Source organism: uncultured Paracoccus sp., assembly GCF_945915435.1.
Lineage (GTDB): Bacteria > Pseudomonadota > Alphaproteobacteria > Rhodobacterales > Rhodobacteraceae > Paracoccus.
In genome coordinates this window covers 1-19,138 of sequence record NZ_CAMEFG010000051.1, presented here as the reverse complement: position 1 = coordinate 19,138, position 19,138 = coordinate 1, and the positions used below count along the sequence as shown (strand labels likewise).

The window sequence follows — 19,138 nt, the reverse complement described above, 5'->3', positions numbered from 1 at the left end:
AAAACGGCGATCCTGCGGGGTAATGAGGGCCGCGCGAACGACCCCCCTGCCCTTAACCCGCCATCTCGCCCAATTGGGCAAGGGCCGCGCGGGTGCGGGCGATGTCCTCGTCCAGCGCGGCCAGCTTGTCGCGGGTTTCCTCGACCACCTCATCGCCCGCGTTGGCGATGAATTTCGGGTTCGACAGCCGGCCACGCAGCCCGGTCGCGTCCTTTTCGGCCTTGGCCACGGCCTTTTCCAGCCGCGCGGTTTCCGCCGCCACGTCGATCACCTCGCCCACCGGCAGGCCGAAGCTGGCCCCCTGGACAGAAACCGAGATCATCCCGCGTTCCGCCACGCCTTCGCGCGCGGGATTGACGCGGGCCAGCTTGCCGATCAGCGGGCCGTTTGCGTCCAGCGCGCGGCGGGCGGCATCATCGGCCTGGGTCACGACCAGATCCAGCCTGGCGCCCGCGGGCACACCGATCTGCGCACGGGCCGAGCGGACCCCCTCGATCAGCGAAATCACCCAGTTCATTTCCCGATCCGCATCCGCGTCGATCAGTTCCGCGCCATATTCGGGCCAGTCGCCATGCACCAGCATCTTGGCGCGGTGCCCGGTCAGCGCCCACAGCTCTTCACTGACGAAGGGCATGATCGGGTGAGCCATGATATAGCACTGGTCCAGCACCCAGCCCATCGTCGCGCGGGTTTCATCCGCGAATTCGCCATCGAAAAGCGGCTTGGCGAATTCCACATACCAGTCGCAGACCTTGCCCCAGACGAAGGCGTAAAGCAGCGCCGCGCTGTCGTTGAAGCGATACGAAGCCAGCGATTCGTCCAAGGCCAGCCGCGTGCGCGCCACCTCGCCGACGATCCAGCGGTTGACGGTATGCGCAGGCTCGGGGCGCGAGACCCCGCCGCGCACGCCGTTCATCTGCGCAAACCGCGAGGCGTTCCAGATCTTGGTGACGAAATTGCGATTGGCCTCGACATGTTTCGGCCCCAGCTTGGGATCGCGGCCCATCGCGGCCATGCTGGTCAGGGTAAAGCGCAACGCATCGGCGCCGAAATCACCGATCAGCACCAGCGGGTCGATGACGTTGCCCTTGGACTTGGACATCTTCGCGCCCTTTTCATCGCGCACCAGCCCGTGGACGTAGACCGTGTGGAAGGGCACCTGATCCACCACCGCAAGCTGCATCATCATCATCCGGGCGACCCAGAAAAAGATGATATCAAACCCCGTCACCAGCACATCGGTCGGGAAATAGCGTTGCAATTCCGGCGTGTCCTCGGGCCAGCCGAGCGTCCCGATGGGCCAGAGACCGGAACTGAACCAGGTGTCCAGCACATCCGGGTCGCGCCAGACCGGATAGACCAGCTTCGTCGGGTCCTGTGTCACGTTGTATTCGGCCAGCCCTGCGGCAAAGGCGTCGATGGCGGCTTCGCGACCCGCGACCTCGATCACGCGGGCGGCCTCCAGCGGCTCGGGCAGGTCGGCCAGATCGGCGCGGAAACGGGCGACGACATCGGAAAACTGCGCGGCGGCATGGTGGAATTCGCCGCGCTGGACCAGCCCGTCGGCCAGCAGTTCAAAGATTTCGACCTCATCCAGCGCGCCATCGCCTTCGTCGTCCTGGAAACCGGGCGCGGCAAGGTCCAGCCCATACCACACCGGGATCTGGTGGCCCCACCAAAGCTGGCGGCTGATGGTCCACGGCTCGATGTTTTCCAGCCAGTGGAAATAGACCTTTTCATGCTGCGTGGGCAGGATCTTCGTCCGCCCGTCGCGCACCGCGTCGATGGCGGGGCCGACGATCTTCGGCGTATCGACGAACCACTGATCGGTCAGCATCGGCTCGATCACCACGCCGGAACGGTCGCCGAAGGGCTGCATGATCGGCTTGGCCTCGACCAGCGGGCGGCGTTCCAGATGCTCGGCCCCGGTTTCCTTGTCGATTTCCTTGTGCAGGTAGGTGACGGCCAGCCCCTCGGCATTGATCTGCTCGATCACGCGCTTGCGGGCGTCAAAGCGATCCAGCCCGCGCAGATCGTCCGGGACAAGATTGACGTTCGAGACGTCGCCCACATCCTCGCCCTTTGCGGCGCGGGTCGCGATCCCGGCGCTTTCTGCATAGGACAACCCGTCCGCGCGCATCGCGCCCTTGGTGTCCATCAGCGCGTAAAGCGGGATAGCGTTGCGGATCGCGACGCCGTAGTCGTTGAAGTCATGCGCGCCGGTGATCTTGACCGCGCCGCTGCCGAAGTCGGGATCGGGATATTCATCTGTGATGATCGGGATCAGGCGGCGGTGTTCCTTCGGCCCGACCGGGATCTCCACCAGCTTGCCGACGATGGGGGCATAGCGCGCATCGTCGGGGTGGACCGCCACCGCGCCGTCGCCCAGCATGGTTTCGGGCCGCGTCGTCGCGATACTGATATAGTCGCGCGTCTCGCGCAGGGTGACGTTGCCGTCGGCGTCGCGTTCCACGTATTCATAGGTCTCGCCACCTGCCAGCGGGTATTTGAAATGCCACATATGGCCCGCGACCTCGCGGTTCTCGACCTCAAGGTCGGAAATCGCCGTCTCGAAATGCGGGTCCCAGTTGACCAGGCGTTTTCCGCGATAAATCAATCCCTTGTCATACATATCGACAAAGACCTTGATCACGGCGTCGTGGAAGTTGCCTTCTTCGCCCACGGGCGCCCCGGGGGCGCCGGACATGGTGAAGGCATTGCGCGACCAGTCGCAGCTTGCCCCAAGGCGCTTCAACTGATTGACGATCGTATCGCCGGATTCCTGCTTCCACGCCCAGATCTTTTGCAGGAAGGCGTCGCGCCCGATCTCGCGGCGGCCCGGCTCGCCGCGTTCGGCCATCTGACGCTCGACCACCATCTGCGTCGCGATGCCCGCATGGTCCTGTCCGGGCTGCCAGAGCGTGTCGAACCCGCGCATCCGGTGCCAGCGCACCAGGATATCCTGCAAGGTATTGTTCAGCGCATGGCCGATGTGCAGGCTGCCGGTGACGTTGGGCGGCGGAATCACGACCGAGAAGCTGTCGGCGCCGGGCCTGGCATTGGCCCCCGCCGCGAAGGCATTCGTCTTTTCCCATTCCGCCGCAATCCGCGCCTCGGCGGCCTGCGCATCGAAGTTCTTGTCCATCGTCATCTGGCAATCCCCTTGCTTGCCCCCGGATTAGCGAAGCAAGCGGGAAAGGCCAAGAGAAAGGCGACGTTTTCCGCCGGCCCTCAGCCTTCGGGCTTCGGCCCGACGACAGCGAAATGCGCGCCCTGCGGATCGCGCGCCACGGCGATCAGCGCGGGACCGGGCACCTCGTGCGGCCCCGTGACGATGCTGCCACCCGCCGCCTTGATCGCCGCCATCGTCGCGGCAAGGTCGTCCACCCCGAAATAGGCCAGCCAAGCAGGTGCGGGCGCGTCCATCAGCCCCATCATGCCGCCGATGTCAGTGCCCTTGTGGCGGAAAAGCTGATAGCTGCACATCTCGCCCATATCCATCGCTTCGCCCTTCTGCCAGCCAAGCAGCGCGGCGTAGAAGTCGAAGCCCAGAGCGGGGTCGCTGGTCGAAAGTTCGATCCAGTTGCCATGCCCCGATTTCCGCTGGTTCCACGCGCCCGAACCTTCGGGCGGGGGCGGGTCCATCGGCAGCGGGCAGAGGATGCCGAAACCGGCCCCCTGCGGATCGGCGGCGATGGCGAAGCGGCCGGTGCCGGGGATATCGGCGGGTTCGCGGTGGATGGTCCCGCCCAACTCGCGGATGCGCGCGGCGGCAGCATCGGCGTCGTCCACGGCGAAATAGACCATCCAGAACGGCGGCATTTCCGCCACGTCCGGCGGCATCTCCATCAGCCCGGCAACCATATCGCCGCCGGATTTCGCAAGATGATAGGTGAAGCCATCCATCCCCGAATCGACCACCTGCCAGCCGAGGATCCCTTCATAGAACCCCCCGGCCCCGGCCAGCGCACCCTGCGCGGTGGCAAGCTCGAACCAGACGGGTTGACCGTGATATGACATGACCGCCCCCTCAGCTTTCGTCCACGACCGGGGCGAAGCCGCCCCAGAACATGCGCATCCCGTCGAAGGGCATTTCCGGCATCTGCTGCATCGAAGGATCGTTCATCATCTGCGCATAGGCCGCATCCGCCGTGGCGCGGTCCGGCCATTCGATCCAGGAAAACACCGGGGTTTCGTCGTCCCCGGCGCGGGTCGCGCGATGGAAGTCGGTTTCCTTGCCATGCGGCACGTCCTCGCCCCAGCATTCGACCATGCGCAGCGCGCCCTTCGACTTGAAATAGGGCCAGGCGCTTTTGGCGTGGTCGATATAGGCCTGCTTGTTGGCAGTCGGGACGGCCAGCACAAAGCCGCTGTAATAGGTCATGCTTTCCTCCTTGAGAGCGCGGAATACGCCCGCAAGGGATAGCGTGACGCGATCAGTAGCAAAAAACAACTGAAATTGAATGCAGGGGTGCAAACACGCAAAAATCCGCGCCCCCGCCGTAACGGGGGGGGGCGGACGCATTTGTTCCAGGACAGGGGCGCGGGCTTGCGCGGCGATCAGGCCGCGCGGGGGTGCCTCAGACCTGTTCCAGCAGCGATTCGCCCGAGGTGACCGAGCAGGTGCCGGGCGCTTCCTCGACCTCGATCCGCTCGACCGTGCCGTCCGACAGCAGCATCGCATAGCGTTTCGAACGGCCAAGCAGCCCCGCGGCAGCCGCGTCGAAGGACAGGCCGAGCGCCTTGGTAAAGCTGCCGTCGGCATCGGCCAGAACCTCGATCCCGGCATCGCTCGCGCCGGTGTCCTTGCCCCATGCGGCGGCCACGAAGGGGTCGTTCACCGTCACGCAGACGATCCGGTCGATGCCCTTTTCGCGGAAATTCGCGGCGTTCTTGACGAAGCTCGGCATGTGCTGGTTGGTGCAGGTGGGCGTATAGGCCCCCGGCACGGCGAAGATCGCCACGCGGCCCTTGGCCAGATCCGCCGCCTGCACCTCTTCGGGGCCGTTCGCACCCAGTTTCAACAGCTTGCCGTCGGGCAGCCGGTCGCCTTTGGAAATTGCCATTGCATCCTCCGTGAATTGCATCGCTTCCGTGGCGACTATAGGCTGCGGCGCGCGGGCAAACCAGCGCAAGTCGAAGGGATCGGGGACATGAGAATCGTGGGCGGCACCCTGCGCGGGCTGAAACTGGCCGAGGTCGGCCAGGGCGACGCAGGCGCCCATCTGCGCCCGACCAGCGACCGGGTGCGCGAATCGATCTTCAACCTGCTGATCAACGGCAACCACCCCAACCCCATCCCCGGCGCGCGCGTGCTGGACCTGTTCGCGGGCACCGGTGCGCTTGGGCTGGAGGCGCTGTCGCGCGGCGCCGCCCGCGCGGCCTTCGTCGATGACGGGACGGTGGCGCGCGCGCTTTTGCGCAGCAATATCGAAAAGGCGCGGGCGATGGGCGGGACCGATGTCTGGCGGCGCGACGCCACCCGGCTTGGGCCGAATCGCGGGCCGGGTTTCGGGCTGATCTTCCTCGACCCGCCCTATGGCAAGGGATTGGGCGAAAAGGCGCTGGAATCGGCGCTGGCGGGCGGCTGGATCGCCCCCGGCGCGACCGTGGTGTGGGAGGAAGGCACCCCCCCGCCGGTCCCCGTGCCCCTGACGCAGATCGACCAGCGCCGCTATGGCGATACGCTGGTCACGCTGCTGCGCGCGCCTTAACCCAATGCGCGGTCCAGCTTGGTGGACAGGTGGACCAGGCTTTCGCTGGACCTGACACCGGGCAATTCGCCGATCTGGTCCAGCACATCGTCCAGCCGGCTGGTGGATTGCGCGCCCACTTGCACCAGAAGATCGACGCGGCCGCTGGTGGTATGGACACGCTCGACCTCGGGCAGGCGGCGAAGCTGGGCGATGATCGCGGCTTGCGCGCGCGGCTCGATCGTCACAAGGCAGGTCGCGCGGATGCGATTCTCGCGCAGCCCGTCGCCCAGGCGCAGGGTATAGCCCGCGATGGCGCCGCTGGTTTCCAGCCGTTCGAGCCTTGCCTGCACGGTCGAGCGCGCGACGCGCAGCCGCCGCGCCAGCACCGCCACCGACATGCGCGCATCCTGCGCAAGCTGGGCCAGAATGCCCCGATCCAGTTCGTCCACGATTCTACCGTCATTTTGCTGAAAACCCTGTCAATCTAACGATTTTTTCATCCACATCCATCCTTTTCATGGTTGCATTCGGAACCCATAGCGCGCCTGATCCGTTCCGACGGGAATGCAGCATCACGAAAGGCGCATGCGCATGAGAATGAACGACGTCCCCGAAACAAGGACCGTCTGGCAGAACCCGGTCGAGGTGATCCGGGCGCTGAAACCCGAACATCCGGTGATGGTGTTCGCGCCCTCGGTCCTGGAAGGGATCGCCCGGACCTATTTGCAGGGCTTTCCGGGGATGGTGACCTATGCCGTCAAGGCCAACCCGGACGAATCCCTGATCCGCGCGCTTGTCGGGGCGGGGATCAAGGGCTTCGACGTCGCCTCGCCTTTCGAGATCGACCTGATCGGACGGCTGGCGCCGGGTGCGGCGCGCCATTACCACAACCCCATCCGCTCGCAGGCCGAAATCGCCCATGCGGTGCGCGCGGGCGTCACGGCGTGGTCGGTGGACTGCCATTCGGAACTGCAAAAGCTGTTCGACGCCGTCCCGCCCGAGGGGTGCGAGATTTCGGCCCGCTTCAAGCTGCCCGTCCTTGGCGCGGCCTATGATTTCGGCTCGAAGTTCGGCGCATCGCCCGAGGTCACCGCCGAATTGCTGAAGGCTGCGGCGGAACGCGGCTATACGCCCTCGCTGACCTTCCATCCGGGCACGCAATGCACCGACCCCGCCGCATGGGAAACCTATATCCGCATCGCGGGCGAGATCTGCGATGCCGCAGGCGTGCGCGCGCAGCGGCTGAACGTGGGCGGCGGCTTCCCCTCGCACCGCGTCATCGGGATCGAGCCGGACCGCCAGGCGATCTTCGCCCTGATCGCCGAGGTGACCGCCCAGGTCTTCGGCGAGAACGCCCCCGAACTGGTCTGCGAGCCGGGGCGCGGCCTTTGCGCCGACGCCTTTGCGCTGATCACCCGCGTGCGCGGGCTGCGCCCGGATGGCAGCGTCTTTCTGAACGATGGCACCTATGGCGGGCTGTCGGAACTGCCGCTGATCGGGAATATCGACCGGATCCAGGTCTTTACCCCCGAAGGCGCGCCGCGCCGGGGCGATCCGCACGGCCATGTCATCTTCGGCCCGACCTGCGATTCCGTCGACCGCCTGCCCGGCGAGGTCGCCCTGCCCGACGATATCGCGGACGGCGATTTCGTGGTCTTCCACAGCGCCGGGGCCTATTCCTCGGCCACCAATACGCGCTTCAACGGTTTCGGCCAGATGTCGCAACTGACGGTGAAAGAGCTGGAGTAACGCCATCCCCGCCACCCCGACATTGCCGCATGTGGTGCTGATCGACGGCACGCTTGCCTCGCTCGAACCGGGGCAGCGCAGTTCCATCGGGCGGATCCACACGGCGCTGTCGGGGGAATGGGGCGCGCTGCCTTGCCCGGTGCGGCTGCGCTACCTGCCGGGCCTGCAATGGGAACGGCTGAGCAGCCTGCCCGACCTGCTGATCGGGCAAGAGCTGGAAACCAGCATCCGCCTGGCCTACCTGTGGCTGGCACGGCGGTGGACGCCGGGCGATCCGATCTATCTTTTCGGCTATTCGCGCGGCGCCTTCGCCATCCGCTCGCTGGCCGGGATGATCGGGCAGGTCGGGCTGCTGCGGCGCGAATCGGCCTGCAAGCGGCGGATGGAACAAGCGTGGGAGCTTTACCGCCACGGCGGGCCGGACGACCGCATCGCGCTGTTTCGCCGGCAATATTGCCACGACCACACCCCCATCCGCATGGTGGGCGTGTTCGACACGGTGATGGCGCTTGGCATCCGCCTGCCGCTGCTGTGGATGCTGACCGAGCCCCGCTATCGCTATCACGACCAGCACCTTGGCCCCCATGTCGAAACCGGCGCGCAGGCACTGGCGCTGGACGAGACGCGAGCGGCCTTCCAGCCGATCCTCTGGGCCGACGACAACGGCAGGCCGCAGGTGCGGCAGATGTGGTTTCGCGGCGCCCATCCCGATATCGGCGGGCAACTCAGCGGCTTTGAACATGCGCGCCCGCTGGCCAATATCCCGCTGGTCTGGATGCTGGAACAGGCGGCCGAGGCGGGCCTGCCGCTGCCGCCCGACTGGCGGGCGCGGCTGCCCTGCGACCCCCTTGCCCAGCCGATCGGGTCGTGGCGGCGTTGGGGCAAGGCGTTCCTGGCGCGCGCCCCCCGCATCGCGGGCGCGAACCGGACCGAGGCGCTGCACCCCACCGTGCCCCTGCCCTACAAAGGTCCCGCGATCCTTGCCGGGGACCTTGCGCAATTCGCCCCGCCCCGGCCACGGCCCCCGCGCAGGCGGCGACGACGCAAACCGGCCTAGGCCACGCGGTTCAGCCCGTTCGTGGGACGGATGCCAAGCGCGGTGCAGACCTTGGCGGTCAGGTCGGGCTTGTTCAGCGTGTAGAAATGCAGCCGGTCCACGCCCCCCGCGATCAGCTTTTCGCACAGATCGACGCAGAGGTCGTGGGCCAGCGCGGCCTCACCGTCCTTGCCCGCCTTCGCGAAAGCCTCGTCGGCCCATTGCGGGACGGTGGTGCCGCAGCGGGCGGCGAAACGCTTGGTGCCCGCCCAGCCCTGCACCGGCAGGATGCCGGGGACGATCGGCACCTCTATCCCCGCCGCCACGCAGGCGTCGCGGAAACGGAAATAGGTCTCGGGCGCGAAGAAGAACTGCGTCATGGCCGAGCTTGCCCCCGCATCCACCTTGCGCCGCAGCCATGCCACGTCGGCGGCGCTGTCGGGGCTGTCGGGATGCGGCTCGGGGTAGGCGCCGACGCGAATCGTCATGTCGCCGCGCGCAGCGATGGCCGCGACCAGTTCGATGGAATCGGCAAAGCCCTGTGGGTGGGGCGTGAAGCGTTCCTGCCCCTGCGGCGCGTCGCCGCGCAGCGCCACGATCTCATGCACGCCCGCGGCGGCGTAATCGGCGACGATCTTCAGCGTTTCCTCGCGCGTGGCATCGACGCAGGTCAGATGCGCGGCGACGTTCAGCCCGTAATGGCTGGCCAGCGCCGTCACCGCTTCGTGCGTCAACTGGCGCGTGGTGCCGCCAGCGCCATAGGTCACGGAGACGAAATCGGGACCAAGCGGGGCCAGCGCCTTCGCGGTTTCCCACAGCCGGAACGACTGGTCGAGATTGCGGGGCGGAAAGAATTCAAAGCTGATGGCGGGCGGCGTGGTCATGGCGGTTTCCTTTGTCTGGCCCGGCTTGTGCCACGGCTTGCGATGTGAGACAAATTCATAATCCTCAATATGGTTATGAATCCGCTTCACCATGCACCTTGAGCTTCGCCATCTGCGCAGCCTGCGCGCGATCCATGAACAGGGCGGCCTTGCCCGCGCTGCCGAGGTGCTGAACCTGACCCAATCGGCCCTGTCGCACCAGATCAAGGCGCTCGAGGAACAGGCGGGGATCGAGCTGTTCCTGCGCCGCACCAAGCCCCTGCGCCTCTCCGCCGCCGGGATGCGCCTTCTGCGCACGGCCGAGGCCGTCCTGCCCCTGATCGAAGCCGCCGAGGCCGAGTTCCGCGCCGTCGAACAGGGCCGCGCCGGCCGCCTGCATGTCGCGATGGAGTGTCATCATTGCTTCGACTGGCTGCTGCCCGTGCTGGACCGTTTCCGCCGCGCATGGCCCGAGGTCGATCTGGACATCCGCAGTTCGCTTGCGCTCAAGGCCCTGCCCGCGCTGCAAAAGGGGCAGGTCGATATGGTGATCTCGTCCGACCCCGAAACCCTGCCCGGCGTCGCCTTCCAGCCGCTGTTCGACTATGCGCCGACGATGGTGGTGCCCGCCGCCCATCCCCTTGCCGCCAAGGGCCATGCCGAGCCGCAGGACCTGCTGGGCGAAACGCTGATCACCTATCCGATGGACCGCGCGCGGCTGGACGTGTTTTCCCAGTTCCTCGACCCGGCAGGGGTCGAGCCTGCCCATGTCCGACAGGTCGAGCAGACGGCGGTGGCCCTGATGCTGGTCGCATCGGGGCGCGGCGTCGCGGTCATGCCCGACTGGGTGCTGCGCGCGCAAGGATCGGACCCGGAACTGGCGACGATCCCGCTTGGTCCGCAGGGGATGCTGCGCCGCCTTTACGCCGCGCTGCGCCAAGAGGACCTGGCCCTGCCCTACATGGCCCATGTCCTGCGGCTTGCGCGCACCGAACCGATGCGCCTGATGCGTTAGCGCCCTTCACTTTGCCCCGATCAGCGACTATGACGCGGGCCAACCCCAGCAAGGACGGACCGATGGCCAGCGCCAATCTCAACATCATGATCAAGGCCGCGCGCAAGGCGGGGCGTTCCCTCGTCAAGGATTTCCGCGAGGTCGAGAACCTTCAGGTCTCGGCCAAGGGCGCGGGCGATTTCGTCAGCCGCGCCGACCGCGAGGCCGAGCGGATCATCAAGGAAGAACTGCGCGGCGCGCGCCCCAACTACGGCTGGCTGGGCGAGGAAACCGGGGCCGAGCCGGGCGAGGACCCCACCCGCCGCTGGCTGGTCGATCCGCTGGACGGCACCACCAACTTCCTGCACGGCCTGCCCCATTGGGCCGTCAGCATCGCGCTGGAACACAAGGGCGAGATCGTGGCGGCGGTCGTCTTCGACCCCGCCAAGGACGAGTTGTTCACCGCCGAAAAGGGCGACGGCGCCTTTATGAACGACCAGCGCCTGCGCGTTTCGGGGCGGCGCAACATGATCGAGTCGATCTTTGCCACCGGCGTTCCCTTCGGCGGGCGCGGCACCCTGCCCGCGACGCTGGCCGACCTGGCGCGGCTGATGCCGGTGACGGCGGGCGTGCGCCGCTGGGGCGCGGCGGCGCTGGACCTCGCCTATGTCGCCGCGGGCCGCTATGATGGCTATTGGGAACGCGGCATCAATTCCTGGGACGTGGCGGCGGGCATCCTGCTGGTCAAGGAGGCAGGCGGCTTCGTCGAGGGCCTGCGCGAAGGCGAAAGCGCGCTGGAATCGGGCCGCATCATCGCCGGAAACACCCAGCTTTTCGCCCCCTTCGCCAAGCTGATCCGGGAACGCGACTAGCCCTTGACCTTACGCCTGCAAGGGCGCAGGTCTGGGGCCTGATCCGCCCCTGCCCCGTAATCGAGCAATGTCCAGACAATCCAGCGAACCGGCGCCGCTGACCGCGCCGGCCCCCCGGCCTGCGCCCGAAGCCGCCCCCTCCCGCTCATCGCCGCCCTCGCCCGACCGTCAAGGCAAGGCCGCGCTGCTGATGTGCGTCACCGCCTTCATCTTTGCCGCGCAGGACGCGATCTCGCGCCATCTTGGCGGCAATTACCCGCCCGCGCTGGTGGTGATGCTGCGCTACTGGTTCTTCATCCTGTTCGTGCTGGTGCTGGTCGCCCGCGCGCCCGGCGGCATGGGCGCGGCCCTGCGCTCGCGCCGCCCGCTGACCCAGATCCTGCGCGGCGTGCTGCTGGTGGTCGAGATCAACGTCATCATCCTGGCCTTCGTCCGGCTGGGGCTGGTCAACACCCATGCGATCTTTGCCTGCGCGCCGCTGATCGTGACGGCGCTGTCCGGCCCGGTGCTTGGCGAAAAGGTGGGGTGGAGGCGATGGTGCGCCATCGCCGCGGGCTTCATCGGCATCGTGATCGTCCTGCGCCCCGGCAGCGGCGTCTTCAGCGCCGACGCGCTGCTGGCCGTCGCCTCGACGCTGATGTTCGCAACCTACCTGCTGGCGACGCGCCACGTGTCGCGCGATGATCCGGCGATCGTCAGCTTCTTCTGGACGGGGATCTGCGGGGTCGTGACGGCGACGATCCTGGGCGTAAGGAACTGGCAGCCCATCGCGGGCCCGGACATTCCGTGGATGGCGCTGCTGTGCCTTTCGGGCGCGCTTTCGCATTACCTGCTGATCCGCTGCTACGAGATGGCCGAGGCCTCGAGCCTTCAGCCCTATTCCTATACCCAACTGATCTGGGTGATCGTGCTTGCCGTCGTGATCTTTGGCGAAACCATCAGCAGCAACGTCATCCTGGGCGGGCTGATCGTGGTCGGCGCGGGGCTGTTCACCTGGTGGCGGGAACATCAGTTGCGGCGGGTGTCTGCGCTGCCCCCGCAAGGTCCGGCGCGCTGACGGCCCGCAGGACGGCCCGCAACACGCCCCCGGCGGCGGCCTCGGCAAAGACCTGCGCCGGGCGCGGCGGGCGTGGCGATGCGGCCAGCCTGACCTGCGGCACCGGCGGAGGCGGCATCACCCCGCCCCCCGTCAGGTCGTAGCTTGGCAGGATCGGCGCCGCTTTCCCCGCGATCCGCGCGCGATAGATGGGCAGCGATTCGGTCACGCGCATGACATAGTTGCGGGTCTCGTCGAAGGGGATCATCTCGACCCAGTCCACCGGATCGCTGTCCCGCCGCAGGTCGCCGAAATCGCCCAGCCAGCGCGCCGGGCGGCCCGGCCCGGCATTGTAGCCCGAGGCGATCAGCGCGACCGAGGTGCCGAAGCGGTCCTGCAACCCCTTTAGATAGGCCGCGCCAAGCCGGGCGTTATAGGCGGCATCAGAGGTCAGGCGGTCGATCTCGTAAGGCTCGCCCAGGGTGCGGGCCATCATCCGCGCGGTGTCGGGCATGACCTGCATCAGCCCAAGCGCGCCGACGGGCGAAGACACGGTATGGTTGAACTCGCTTTCGCGCCGGGCGATGGACATGACCAGTTCGACCGGGACGCCTGCGTGGTCGTCGCCCTCAAGCCCCGTCAGCGGGAAATAGGACGCCATGTAGATCCCGCCCCGCGCCGCCGCCGCCTTGGCCAGCCGCACCGCGTGCCAGGGCAGGCGCAATTCCAGCATCAGGCGCGACATGCGGGCGATGTCGTCAGGCTCGGCGGTTTCGGCCAGATGCAGGAAGAACCGCTGCCCCTGGTCGGGAAAGCCCGAGGCGATCTGCCAGACCCCTGCCTGCCACAGCGGATTCTCGGTCAGCGCGCTGCCGCGCCAGTCGGGCAGCGTCTCGACCGCCGGGCCGGGGATGGTCAGTTCGGGCTGCATCGGTGCGCCGATGCGTTCGGCGGCAAGCTGGCCGTAATAGGCGGTCTGGTGCTGCGCCGCGCGGGTATAGAGTTCATGCGCGCCGCCGCCGTCGCCCCGCGCCTCGGACGCGCGGGCCTGCCAGTAAAGCGCTCGGGCCTGCGTGATCGGGGCCGAACCCAGCGTTTCCAGCAGGCGGAAATGTTCCAGCGCACGGTCGGGCGCCCCTGCGCGCAGGGCCGCATATCCGGCCAGCCATTCCAGGTCGGGGTAATGGCGATGGCCGGCGGGCAGGAAGTGATTGGCGGCGAAACGCTCGGCCAGTGCCCAATCGCCCGCCCGCAGCGCGGCACGGGCGTAATCGACCCTGAGCGACGACCAGGCGCCCGGATCGCGCAACGCCTCGGCGCTGGTCGAGCGTTCCAGCATCAACTCGCGCGCCAGATCGCCCAGCCGGGCGCGGACGCGCCAGCGGAAACGGTCCAGCGCAAGCCCCGCGTCACCGCGCAGGTCGTCGGGCAAGGCCTGGATCAGGTCGTCGACACCCGCGCGCCCGGCCTGCAAGGCGATGCGGACCTGCGCAAGCTGTGCCGCGCGCGGGTCCAGCAGCGGGATCGTCGCCTCGGCGGCTTCCCATTCGCCCTGGTCCAGCATCGCCGCCGCGCGGGTGTCATGCAGATCGGCAACGCGCGCGCCATGCGCCTGCACGAACGCCTGATGTTCCTGCGCGCCAAGGGGGTGCGAGGTCCAGAAACGCCGCAACTCCTGCGTGGCGGCGGGCGGGTCGGTCGCATCCAGCGCCGCGGCCAGCGCCAGCACGCCGTTCAGCGTATCGGGGCGCCGGGTGCCGAACCAGGCGATCACCTCGGCGGGCGGCAGGTCGGCGCGCAGCAGCGCATCGCCCCGGCGATAAAGCAGGTCCATCCCCGGCCAATCGGCGTGGCGGGCGGCGAAGTCGCGATATTCGGGCCATGTGCCTTGCCCCGCCCGCAGCCGCTGCCAATCGACCAGGCTGACGGCCAGCGGGCCGGAACGCGCGGCGGCCTGCGCGGCCTCGGTCCAGTCGCGCCGCGCCGCCGACAGCAGCGCGCCGTTCATGTCGCGCAGGTTCTCGGCCCCCGCCGGGGCGCCCAGGGGGACCGCCATCGTCAGGGCCAACGCAAGAACCACAAGCCTGTCACGGATCGGATACAACATGGGCCAAGTTGTGACCGCCGGAAAGGCGGATCGCAACTCACATCCTTGGCAAGCGCATGACAGAGTTGTAAGGGCAAGGGGACACATCATCAGGATCGCGACATGTTCAAAGGCTCGATGCCCGCATTGGTCACCCCGTTCACGCCCGAGGGCGAGCTGGACCTGGCCACGTTGGAAAAGCTGGTCGAATGGCATGTCGCCGAGGGCAGCCACGGCCTTGTTCCCGTCGGCACCACCGGCGAAAGCCCCACCCTCAGCCATGACGAACACAACCTTGTCGTCAAGGAGGCCGTCCGCGTCGCGGCGGGCCGCCTGCCGGTGATCGCGGGGACCGGCTCGAACTCGACCCGCGAAGCGGTCTGGCTGACCCAGCATGCCCAGAAGGCCGGGGCCGATGCCGCGCTGGTCGTGACGCCCTATTACAACAAGCCCACGCAGGAAGGCATGATCGCGCATTTCAGCGCCATCCACGACGCCACCACCCTGCCCATCATCATCTACAACATCCCCGGCCGCTCGGTCGTGGACATGACGCCGGAAACGATGGGCGAGTTGGCCCGCCTGCCCCGCATCATCGGCGTCAAGGACGCCACCGGCCGGCTGGAGCGGGTGTCGCAGCAGCGCATGACCTGCGGAACCGGCTTCGTCCAGCTTTCGGGCGAGGATGCGACCGCGCTTGGCTTCAACGCGCATGGCGGGACCGGCTGCATCTCGGTCACGGCCAATGTCGCGCCGCGCCTGTGCGCCGAGTTCCAGAACGCCACGCTGGCGGGCGACTATGCCAAGGCGCTGGAATATCAGGACCGGCTGATGCCGCTGCATATCGCGATCTTCCTGGAACCCGGCCTTGTCGGGGTGAAATACGCGATGGCCCGGCTTGGCCTGTGCAACGAACGGGTGCGCCTGCCCCTTCTGCCCCTGACCGGGCCGACCCGCGACCGCATCGACGCGGCGCTGGAACACGCCGGGCTGCTGTAACGGTTCGCCACTTCCAAAAGCCGCTGGCCGATGTTCGCCTTTCGTGCTAACCCTTGCGAAAACAAGAGGACGGGCATGATCATTCTGGGCATCGACCCCGGCTTGCGGAACATGGGATGGGGCGTGATCGCGGTCGATGGCCCGCGCCTGAAACATGTGGCCAATGGCATCATCCGCTCGGACCAGGGCGAGTTGGGGGTGCGTCTGGTCACGCTCTACCGCGGGCTGTGCGCCGTCATCGCGCGTCACGAACCGCAGGCGGCGGCGGTCGAACAGACCTTCGTCAACAAGGATGCGGTGGGCACGCTGAAGCTGGGACAGGCGCGTGGCATCGCGCTGCTGGCCCCGGCCGAAGCGGGCATTCCCATCGGCGAATACGCCCCCAATGCGGTCAAGAAAACCGTCGTCGGCGTCGGCCACGCCGCCAAGGAACAGGTCCAGCACATGGTCCGCCTGCAACTGCCGGGCGTCGAATTCGCCGGGGCGGATGCTGCGGATGCGCTGGCCATCGCCATTTGCCATTCGCGCCACTTGCAGGGGCGCAGCTTGCGGATCAAGGCAGCCTCATGATCGGACGAATTGCCGGAATCATCATCCATCGCGCCCCCGACCACGTCCTGATCGACGTGCGCGGCGTGGGCTATATCGTGCATGTCAGCGAACGCACCGCCGCCGCCCTTCCCCCCGTGGGCCAGGCTGCGGCGCTTTACACCGAACTGGTCGTGCGCGAGGACCTGTTGCAGCTTTTCGGCTTTTCCAGCCTGCTGGAAAAGGAATGGCACCGGCTGCTGACCTCGGTGCAGGGGGTGGGGGCCAAGGTCTCGCTGACGGTCCTGGGCACGCTTGGGCCTGATGGCGTGGGCCGCGCCATCGCGCTTGGCGATGCGGCATCGGTGCGCCGCGCGCCGGGCGTCGGTCCCAAGCTGGCGCAGCGCATCGTGCTGGAACTGAAGGACAAGGCCCCCGCCGTCATGGCCCTTGGCGGCACGCTGACCGTGGATCCCGGCACGGCAGGGGTGATCGAGGACACAGCCCCCACCGCCGCGCCCGCCGCCCGTCCCGCACCGCGCCCCGACACCGCCGCCCTCGCCAGTGCCGAGGCGCTGTCGGCGCTGTCGAACCTCGGCTATGCGCCGTCCGAGGCCGCATCCGCCGTGGCCGAGGCCGCTGCCGCCGACCCCGATGCCACCACCCCCGCCCTGATCCGCACCGCCCTGCGCGCGCTGGCGCCGAAGGATTGACGGCATGGCGGTCCTGAACAATTCGTGCGTAACCTTTTCTTCACCCCTTGGCCGTCTAAATGATTCCCCGACAGGCAAACCACCGGCAAAGGGCGAATGAGATGACCGGAAACATACGCACATTCATCCTGATGGCAGCGATGACCGCGCTGCTGATGATCCTGGGCCAGATGATCGGCGGCACGGGGGGCATGGTCTTTGCGCTGGTCCTTGCGGGCGCAACGAACCTCTGGGCGTGGTGGAACAGCGACAAGGCGATGCTGCGCCAGCAAAACGCCGTCCCCGTCACGCGCGCGCAGTCGCCCCAGCTTTACGACATGGTCCAGCGGCTGGCGCAGCGCGCGCAGATGCCGATGCCCGCGTTGTATATCCTGCAAACCGAACAGCCCAACGCCTTCGCCACCGGCCGCGACCCGCAGAACGGGGCGGTCGCGGTGACCCAGGGCCTGCTGGGCGCACTGTCCCATGACGAAATCGAGGGCGTCATCGCCCATGAACTGGCCCATATCCGCAACCGCGACACGCTGACGATGACCGTGACCGCCACGCTTGCGGGCGCGATCGCCATGTTGGGCAACATGATGCTGTTCACCGGCGGGCGCGACAACCGCGGCGGACTGCTCGGCGGCATCCTGGCAATGGTGCTGGCGCCTGTCGCGGCCGGGCTGGTGCAGATGGCGATCTCGCGCACCCGCGAATACGAGGCCGACCGCCTTGGCGCGCAGATCTGCGGCAAGCCGCTGGCGCTGGCCTCGGCGCTGGCGCGGATCTCGAACATGGCGGGGCGGACGGTGAATATTCCGGCCGAAAGGAACCCGGCGGCGGCCTCGATGTATATCGTCAATCCGCTGCATGCGCTGCGTGCCGACCGGCTTTTCGCCACCCACCCGCCGACCGAGGAACGGATCGCAAGGTTGCAGGCGATGGCGCGATGATCCAGCCCGACCCTACGCTGCGCCCCGAACCGATGGAAGGCGACGGCGAAGACCGCGCCCTGCGCCCGCAAAAGCTGGGGGATTTCATCGGCCAGGCCGAGGCGCGGGCCAACCTGCGCGTCTTCATCGAAAGCGCGCGGATGCGGGGTCAGGCGATGGATCACACGCTGTTCCACGGCCCCCCCGGCCTTGGCAAGACGACGCTGGCGCAGATCATGGCGCGGGAACTGGGGGTGAACTTCAAGATGACCTCGGGTCCGGTGCTGGCACGGGCGGGCGATCTGGCGGCAATCCTGACCAACCTGGAAGCGCGCGATGTGCTGTTCATCGACGAAATCCACCGCATGAACCCGGCGGTCGAAGAGGTCCTCTATCCCGCGATGGAGGATTTCGAGCTGGACCTGGTCATCGGCGAAGGCCCCGCCGCCCGCACCGTCAGGATCGAGTTGCAGCCCTTCACGCTGGTCGGCGCGACGACGCGGCTTGGCCTGCTGACGACGCCGCTGCGCGACCGTTTCGGCATCCCGACGCGGCTGCAATTCTACACCACCGCCGAACTGGACCTGATCGTGCGGCGCGGGGCAAAGATGCTGGGGGTCGAGGCCGAACCCGAGGGCACGATGGAAATCGCGCGCCGCGCGCGCGGCACGCCCCGCATCGCCGGGCGGCTTCTGCGCCGCGTCATCGACTTTGCGCTGGTCGAGGGCGACGGACGCCTGACCCGCGCCATCGCCGATTCGGCGCTGACCCGGCTTGGCGTCGACGACATGGGGCTGGACGGGGCCGACCGGCGCTATATGGCGCTGATGGCCGAGAATTACGGTGGCGGCCCGGTGGGGGTCGAGACGCTGTCCGCCGCCATGTCCGAAAGCCGCGACGCCATCGAAGAGGTGATCGAGCCTTACCTGATGCAGCAGGGCCTGATCAGCCGCACCCCGCGCGGGCGGATGCTTGCCCATCGCGGCTGGCGGCATCTTGGACTGGATACCCCGAAAAACCAGCAGGACAGGCTGTTCGATGACTGAATTTTCCCCAAGGATCGAGGCGAAGATCCGCGACAGTTTCGCGCGCCAGAGCATGATGGAAACGCTTGGCGCAACCCTGTCCGCTCTGGCGCCGGAACATTGCACGATCACCGCGCCGATCCTGCCGCTGGCGCTGCAACAGCACGGCGCGGGCCATGCGGGGCTGAGCTTCTCGATCGGCGATTCCGCGGCGGGCTATGCGGCGGCGACCGTGATGCCCGAGGAATCCGAGGTGATGACGGTCGAAATGAAGATCAACCTGCTGTCTCCCGCCCTCGGCGACCGGCTGGTGGCCGAAGGCCGCGTCATCCGCGCCGGTCGGCGCATCGTGATCGTGGCGGCGGATGTCTGGGCCGAAAGCAACGCCCGAGACAATGGGGACCGCAAGCATGTGGCCGCCCTGCAAGGCACGATGATCCCGGTCTGAAAGCAGCGGGCATGACCGGGCAAGGTGAGCCGGAGACATTGCACGCGGCCAAGGAAAACGCCCGGCTGACTTCGCCCCCTGTCCCGAACCTGCCATCTCATCGCACGATACCCGTGGGCAGCGAAAGCCAAGCCAAGCCAAGCCAAGCCAAGCCAAGCCAAGCCAAGCCAAGCCAAGCC

Annotated in this window: 19 protein-coding genes; 12 read left to right on the top strand and 7 right to left on the bottom strand. The window is 67.5% G+C overall.

Annotation, left to right across the window (positions count from 1 at the left end; all coding sequences use genetic code 11):
* Positions 1 to 52: 52 nt before the first annotated feature.
* The 4 genes from Q0O97_RS14990 to Q0O97_RS14975 all read right to left on the bottom strand — a co-directional run bounded on the left by Q0O97_RS14990 (position 53) and on the right by Q0O97_RS14975 (position 5,066).
* The gene (locus Q0O97_RS14990) at positions 53 to 3,151 is read right to left on the bottom strand and encodes a valine--tRNA ligase (RefSeq protein ID WP_294931058.1); all 3,099 of its coding nucleotides are present in this window, start codon (positions 3,149 to 3,151) and stop codon (positions 53 to 55) included.
* Between the two features lie 80 nt (positions 3,152 to 3,231).
* A complete protein-coding gene (locus Q0O97_RS14985; protein ID WP_294931055.1) occupies positions 3,232 to 4,020 on the bottom strand; it encodes a VOC family protein in 789 nt (262 codons plus the stop codon).
* A 10-nt stretch (positions 4,021 to 4,030) separates the two neighbouring features.
* Complete coding sequence (locus Q0O97_RS14980; protein ID WP_294931052.1) at positions 4,031 to 4,384, bottom strand: DUF1428 domain-containing protein; 354 nt, start codon at positions 4,382 to 4,384, stop codon at positions 4,031 to 4,033.
* A gap of 196 nt (positions 4,385 to 4,580) precedes the next feature.
* Entirely contained in the window at positions 4,581 to 5,066 is a 486-nt protein-coding gene (locus tag Q0O97_RS14975; RefSeq protein ID WP_294931050.1) for a peroxiredoxin, read from the bottom strand.
* An 87-nt stretch (positions 5,067 to 5,153) separates the two neighbouring features.
* Between Q0O97_RS14975 and rsmD the strand changes: the two genes are divergently transcribed.
* On the top strand, positions 5,154 to 5,714 hold the full coding sequence (rsmD, locus tag Q0O97_RS14970) for a 16S rRNA (guanine(966)-N(2))-methyltransferase RsmD (protein WP_294931047.1): 561 nt from the start codon (positions 5,154 to 5,156) through the stop codon (positions 5,712 to 5,714).
* On the opposite strand, the gene Q0O97_RS14965 is transcribed toward rsmD, so the two are convergent.
* Positions 5,711 to 6,145, bottom strand: coding sequence for an Lrp/AsnC family transcriptional regulator (locus Q0O97_RS14965; RefSeq protein ID WP_294931044.1), 435 nt, complete (start codon positions 6,143 to 6,145; stop codon positions 5,711 to 5,713). The genes rsmD and Q0O97_RS14965 overlap by 4 nt on opposite strands.
* A 142-nt stretch (positions 6,146 to 6,287) precedes the next feature.
* On the opposite strand from Q0O97_RS14965, the gene Q0O97_RS14960 reads away from it, so the two are divergent.
* Together Q0O97_RS14960 and Q0O97_RS14955 are read left to right on the top strand one after the other, a co-directional pair.
* Complete coding sequence (locus Q0O97_RS14960; protein WP_294931041.1) at positions 6,288 to 7,445, top strand: type III PLP-dependent enzyme; 1,158 nt, start codon at positions 6,288 to 6,290, stop codon at positions 7,443 to 7,445.
* 31 nt (positions 7,446 to 7,476) lie between these two features.
* The gene (locus tag Q0O97_RS14955; protein WP_294931038.1) at positions 7,477 to 8,502 is read left to right on the top strand and encodes a DUF2235 domain-containing protein; all 1,026 of its coding nucleotides are present in this window, start codon (positions 7,477 to 7,479) and stop codon (positions 8,500 to 8,502) included.
* On the opposite strand, the gene metF is transcribed toward Q0O97_RS14955, so the two are convergent.
* A complete protein-coding gene (gene metF / locus Q0O97_RS14950; RefSeq protein WP_294931035.1) occupies positions 8,499 to 9,365 on the bottom strand; it encodes a methylenetetrahydrofolate reductase [NAD(P)H] in 867 nt (288 codons plus the stop codon). The genes Q0O97_RS14955 and metF overlap by 4 nt on opposite strands.
* A 91-nt stretch (positions 9,366 to 9,456) precedes the next feature.
* Here metF and Q0O97_RS14945 point away from each other — a divergent pair, with 91 nt between their 5' ends.
* From Q0O97_RS14945 to Q0O97_RS14935, 3 genes are all read left to right on the top strand, one after another.
* Positions 9,457 to 10,359, top strand: a complete 903-nt coding sequence (locus Q0O97_RS14945) for a LysR family transcriptional regulator (protein WP_294931032.1) — start codon at positions 9,457 to 9,459, stop codon at positions 10,357 to 10,359.
* Between the two features lie 62 nt (positions 10,360 to 10,421).
* Positions 10,422 to 11,210: an inositol monophosphatase family protein gene (locus tag Q0O97_RS14940; protein ID WP_294931029.1), complete on the top strand. Its 789-nt coding sequence runs from the start codon at positions 10,422 to 10,424 to the stop codon at positions 11,208 to 11,210.
* A 67-nt stretch (positions 11,211 to 11,277) separates the two neighbouring features.
* On the top strand, positions 11,278 to 12,267 hold the full coding sequence (locus Q0O97_RS14935) for a DMT family transporter (protein WP_294931026.1): 990 nt from the start codon (positions 11,278 to 11,280) through the stop codon (positions 12,265 to 12,267).
* On the opposite strand, the gene Q0O97_RS14930 is transcribed toward Q0O97_RS14935, so the two are convergent.
* On the bottom strand, positions 12,200 to 14,302 hold the full coding sequence (locus Q0O97_RS14930; RefSeq protein ID WP_294931023.1) for a lytic transglycosylase domain-containing protein: 2,103 nt from the start codon (positions 14,300 to 14,302) through the stop codon (positions 12,200 to 12,202). The two genes, Q0O97_RS14935 and Q0O97_RS14930, sit on opposite strands and share 68 nt — an antisense overlap.
* Before the next feature lie 153 nt (positions 14,303 to 14,455).
* On the opposite strand from Q0O97_RS14930, the gene dapA reads away from it, so the two are divergent.
* The 6 genes from dapA to Q0O97_RS14900 all read left to right on the top strand — a co-directional run bounded on the left by dapA (position 14,456) and on the right by Q0O97_RS14900 (position 18,959).
* Positions 14,456 to 15,331, top strand: a complete 876-nt coding sequence (dapA, locus tag Q0O97_RS14925; RefSeq protein ID WP_294931020.1) for a 4-hydroxy-tetrahydrodipicolinate synthase — start codon at positions 14,456 to 14,458, stop codon at positions 15,329 to 15,331.
* Positions 15,332 to 15,406: 75 nt separating this feature from the next.
* Positions 15,407 to 15,901, top strand: coding sequence for a crossover junction endodeoxyribonuclease RuvC (gene ruvC, locus Q0O97_RS14920; protein ID WP_294931017.1), 495 nt, complete (start codon positions 15,407 to 15,409; stop codon positions 15,899 to 15,901).
* Complete coding sequence (gene ruvA, locus Q0O97_RS14915) at positions 15,898 to 16,572, top strand: Holliday junction branch migration protein RuvA (protein WP_294931014.1); 675 nt, start codon at positions 15,898 to 15,900, stop codon at positions 16,570 to 16,572. The genes ruvC and ruvA overlap by 4 nt, the downstream gene beginning before the upstream one ends.
* Positions 16,573 to 16,673: 101 nt before the next feature.
* Complete coding sequence (locus tag Q0O97_RS14910; protein WP_294931011.1) at positions 16,674 to 17,507, top strand: M48 family metalloprotease; 834 nt, start codon at positions 16,674 to 16,676, stop codon at positions 17,505 to 17,507.
* Positions 17,504 to 18,532: a Holliday junction branch migration DNA helicase RuvB gene (gene ruvB / locus Q0O97_RS14905; RefSeq protein ID WP_294931008.1), complete on the top strand. Its 1,029-nt coding sequence runs from the start codon at positions 17,504 to 17,506 to the stop codon at positions 18,530 to 18,532. Before Q0O97_RS14910 ends, ruvB begins: the two co-directional genes overlap by 4 nt.
* Positions 18,525 to 18,959 (top strand): PaaI family thioesterase, encoded by a 435-nt coding sequence (locus Q0O97_RS14900; protein ID WP_294931005.1) that lies wholly within the window; start codon positions 18,525 to 18,527, stop codon positions 18,957 to 18,959. Before ruvB ends, Q0O97_RS14900 begins: the two co-directional genes overlap by 8 nt.
* The last annotated feature ends 179 nt before the right edge of the window (positions 18,960 to 19,138 follow it).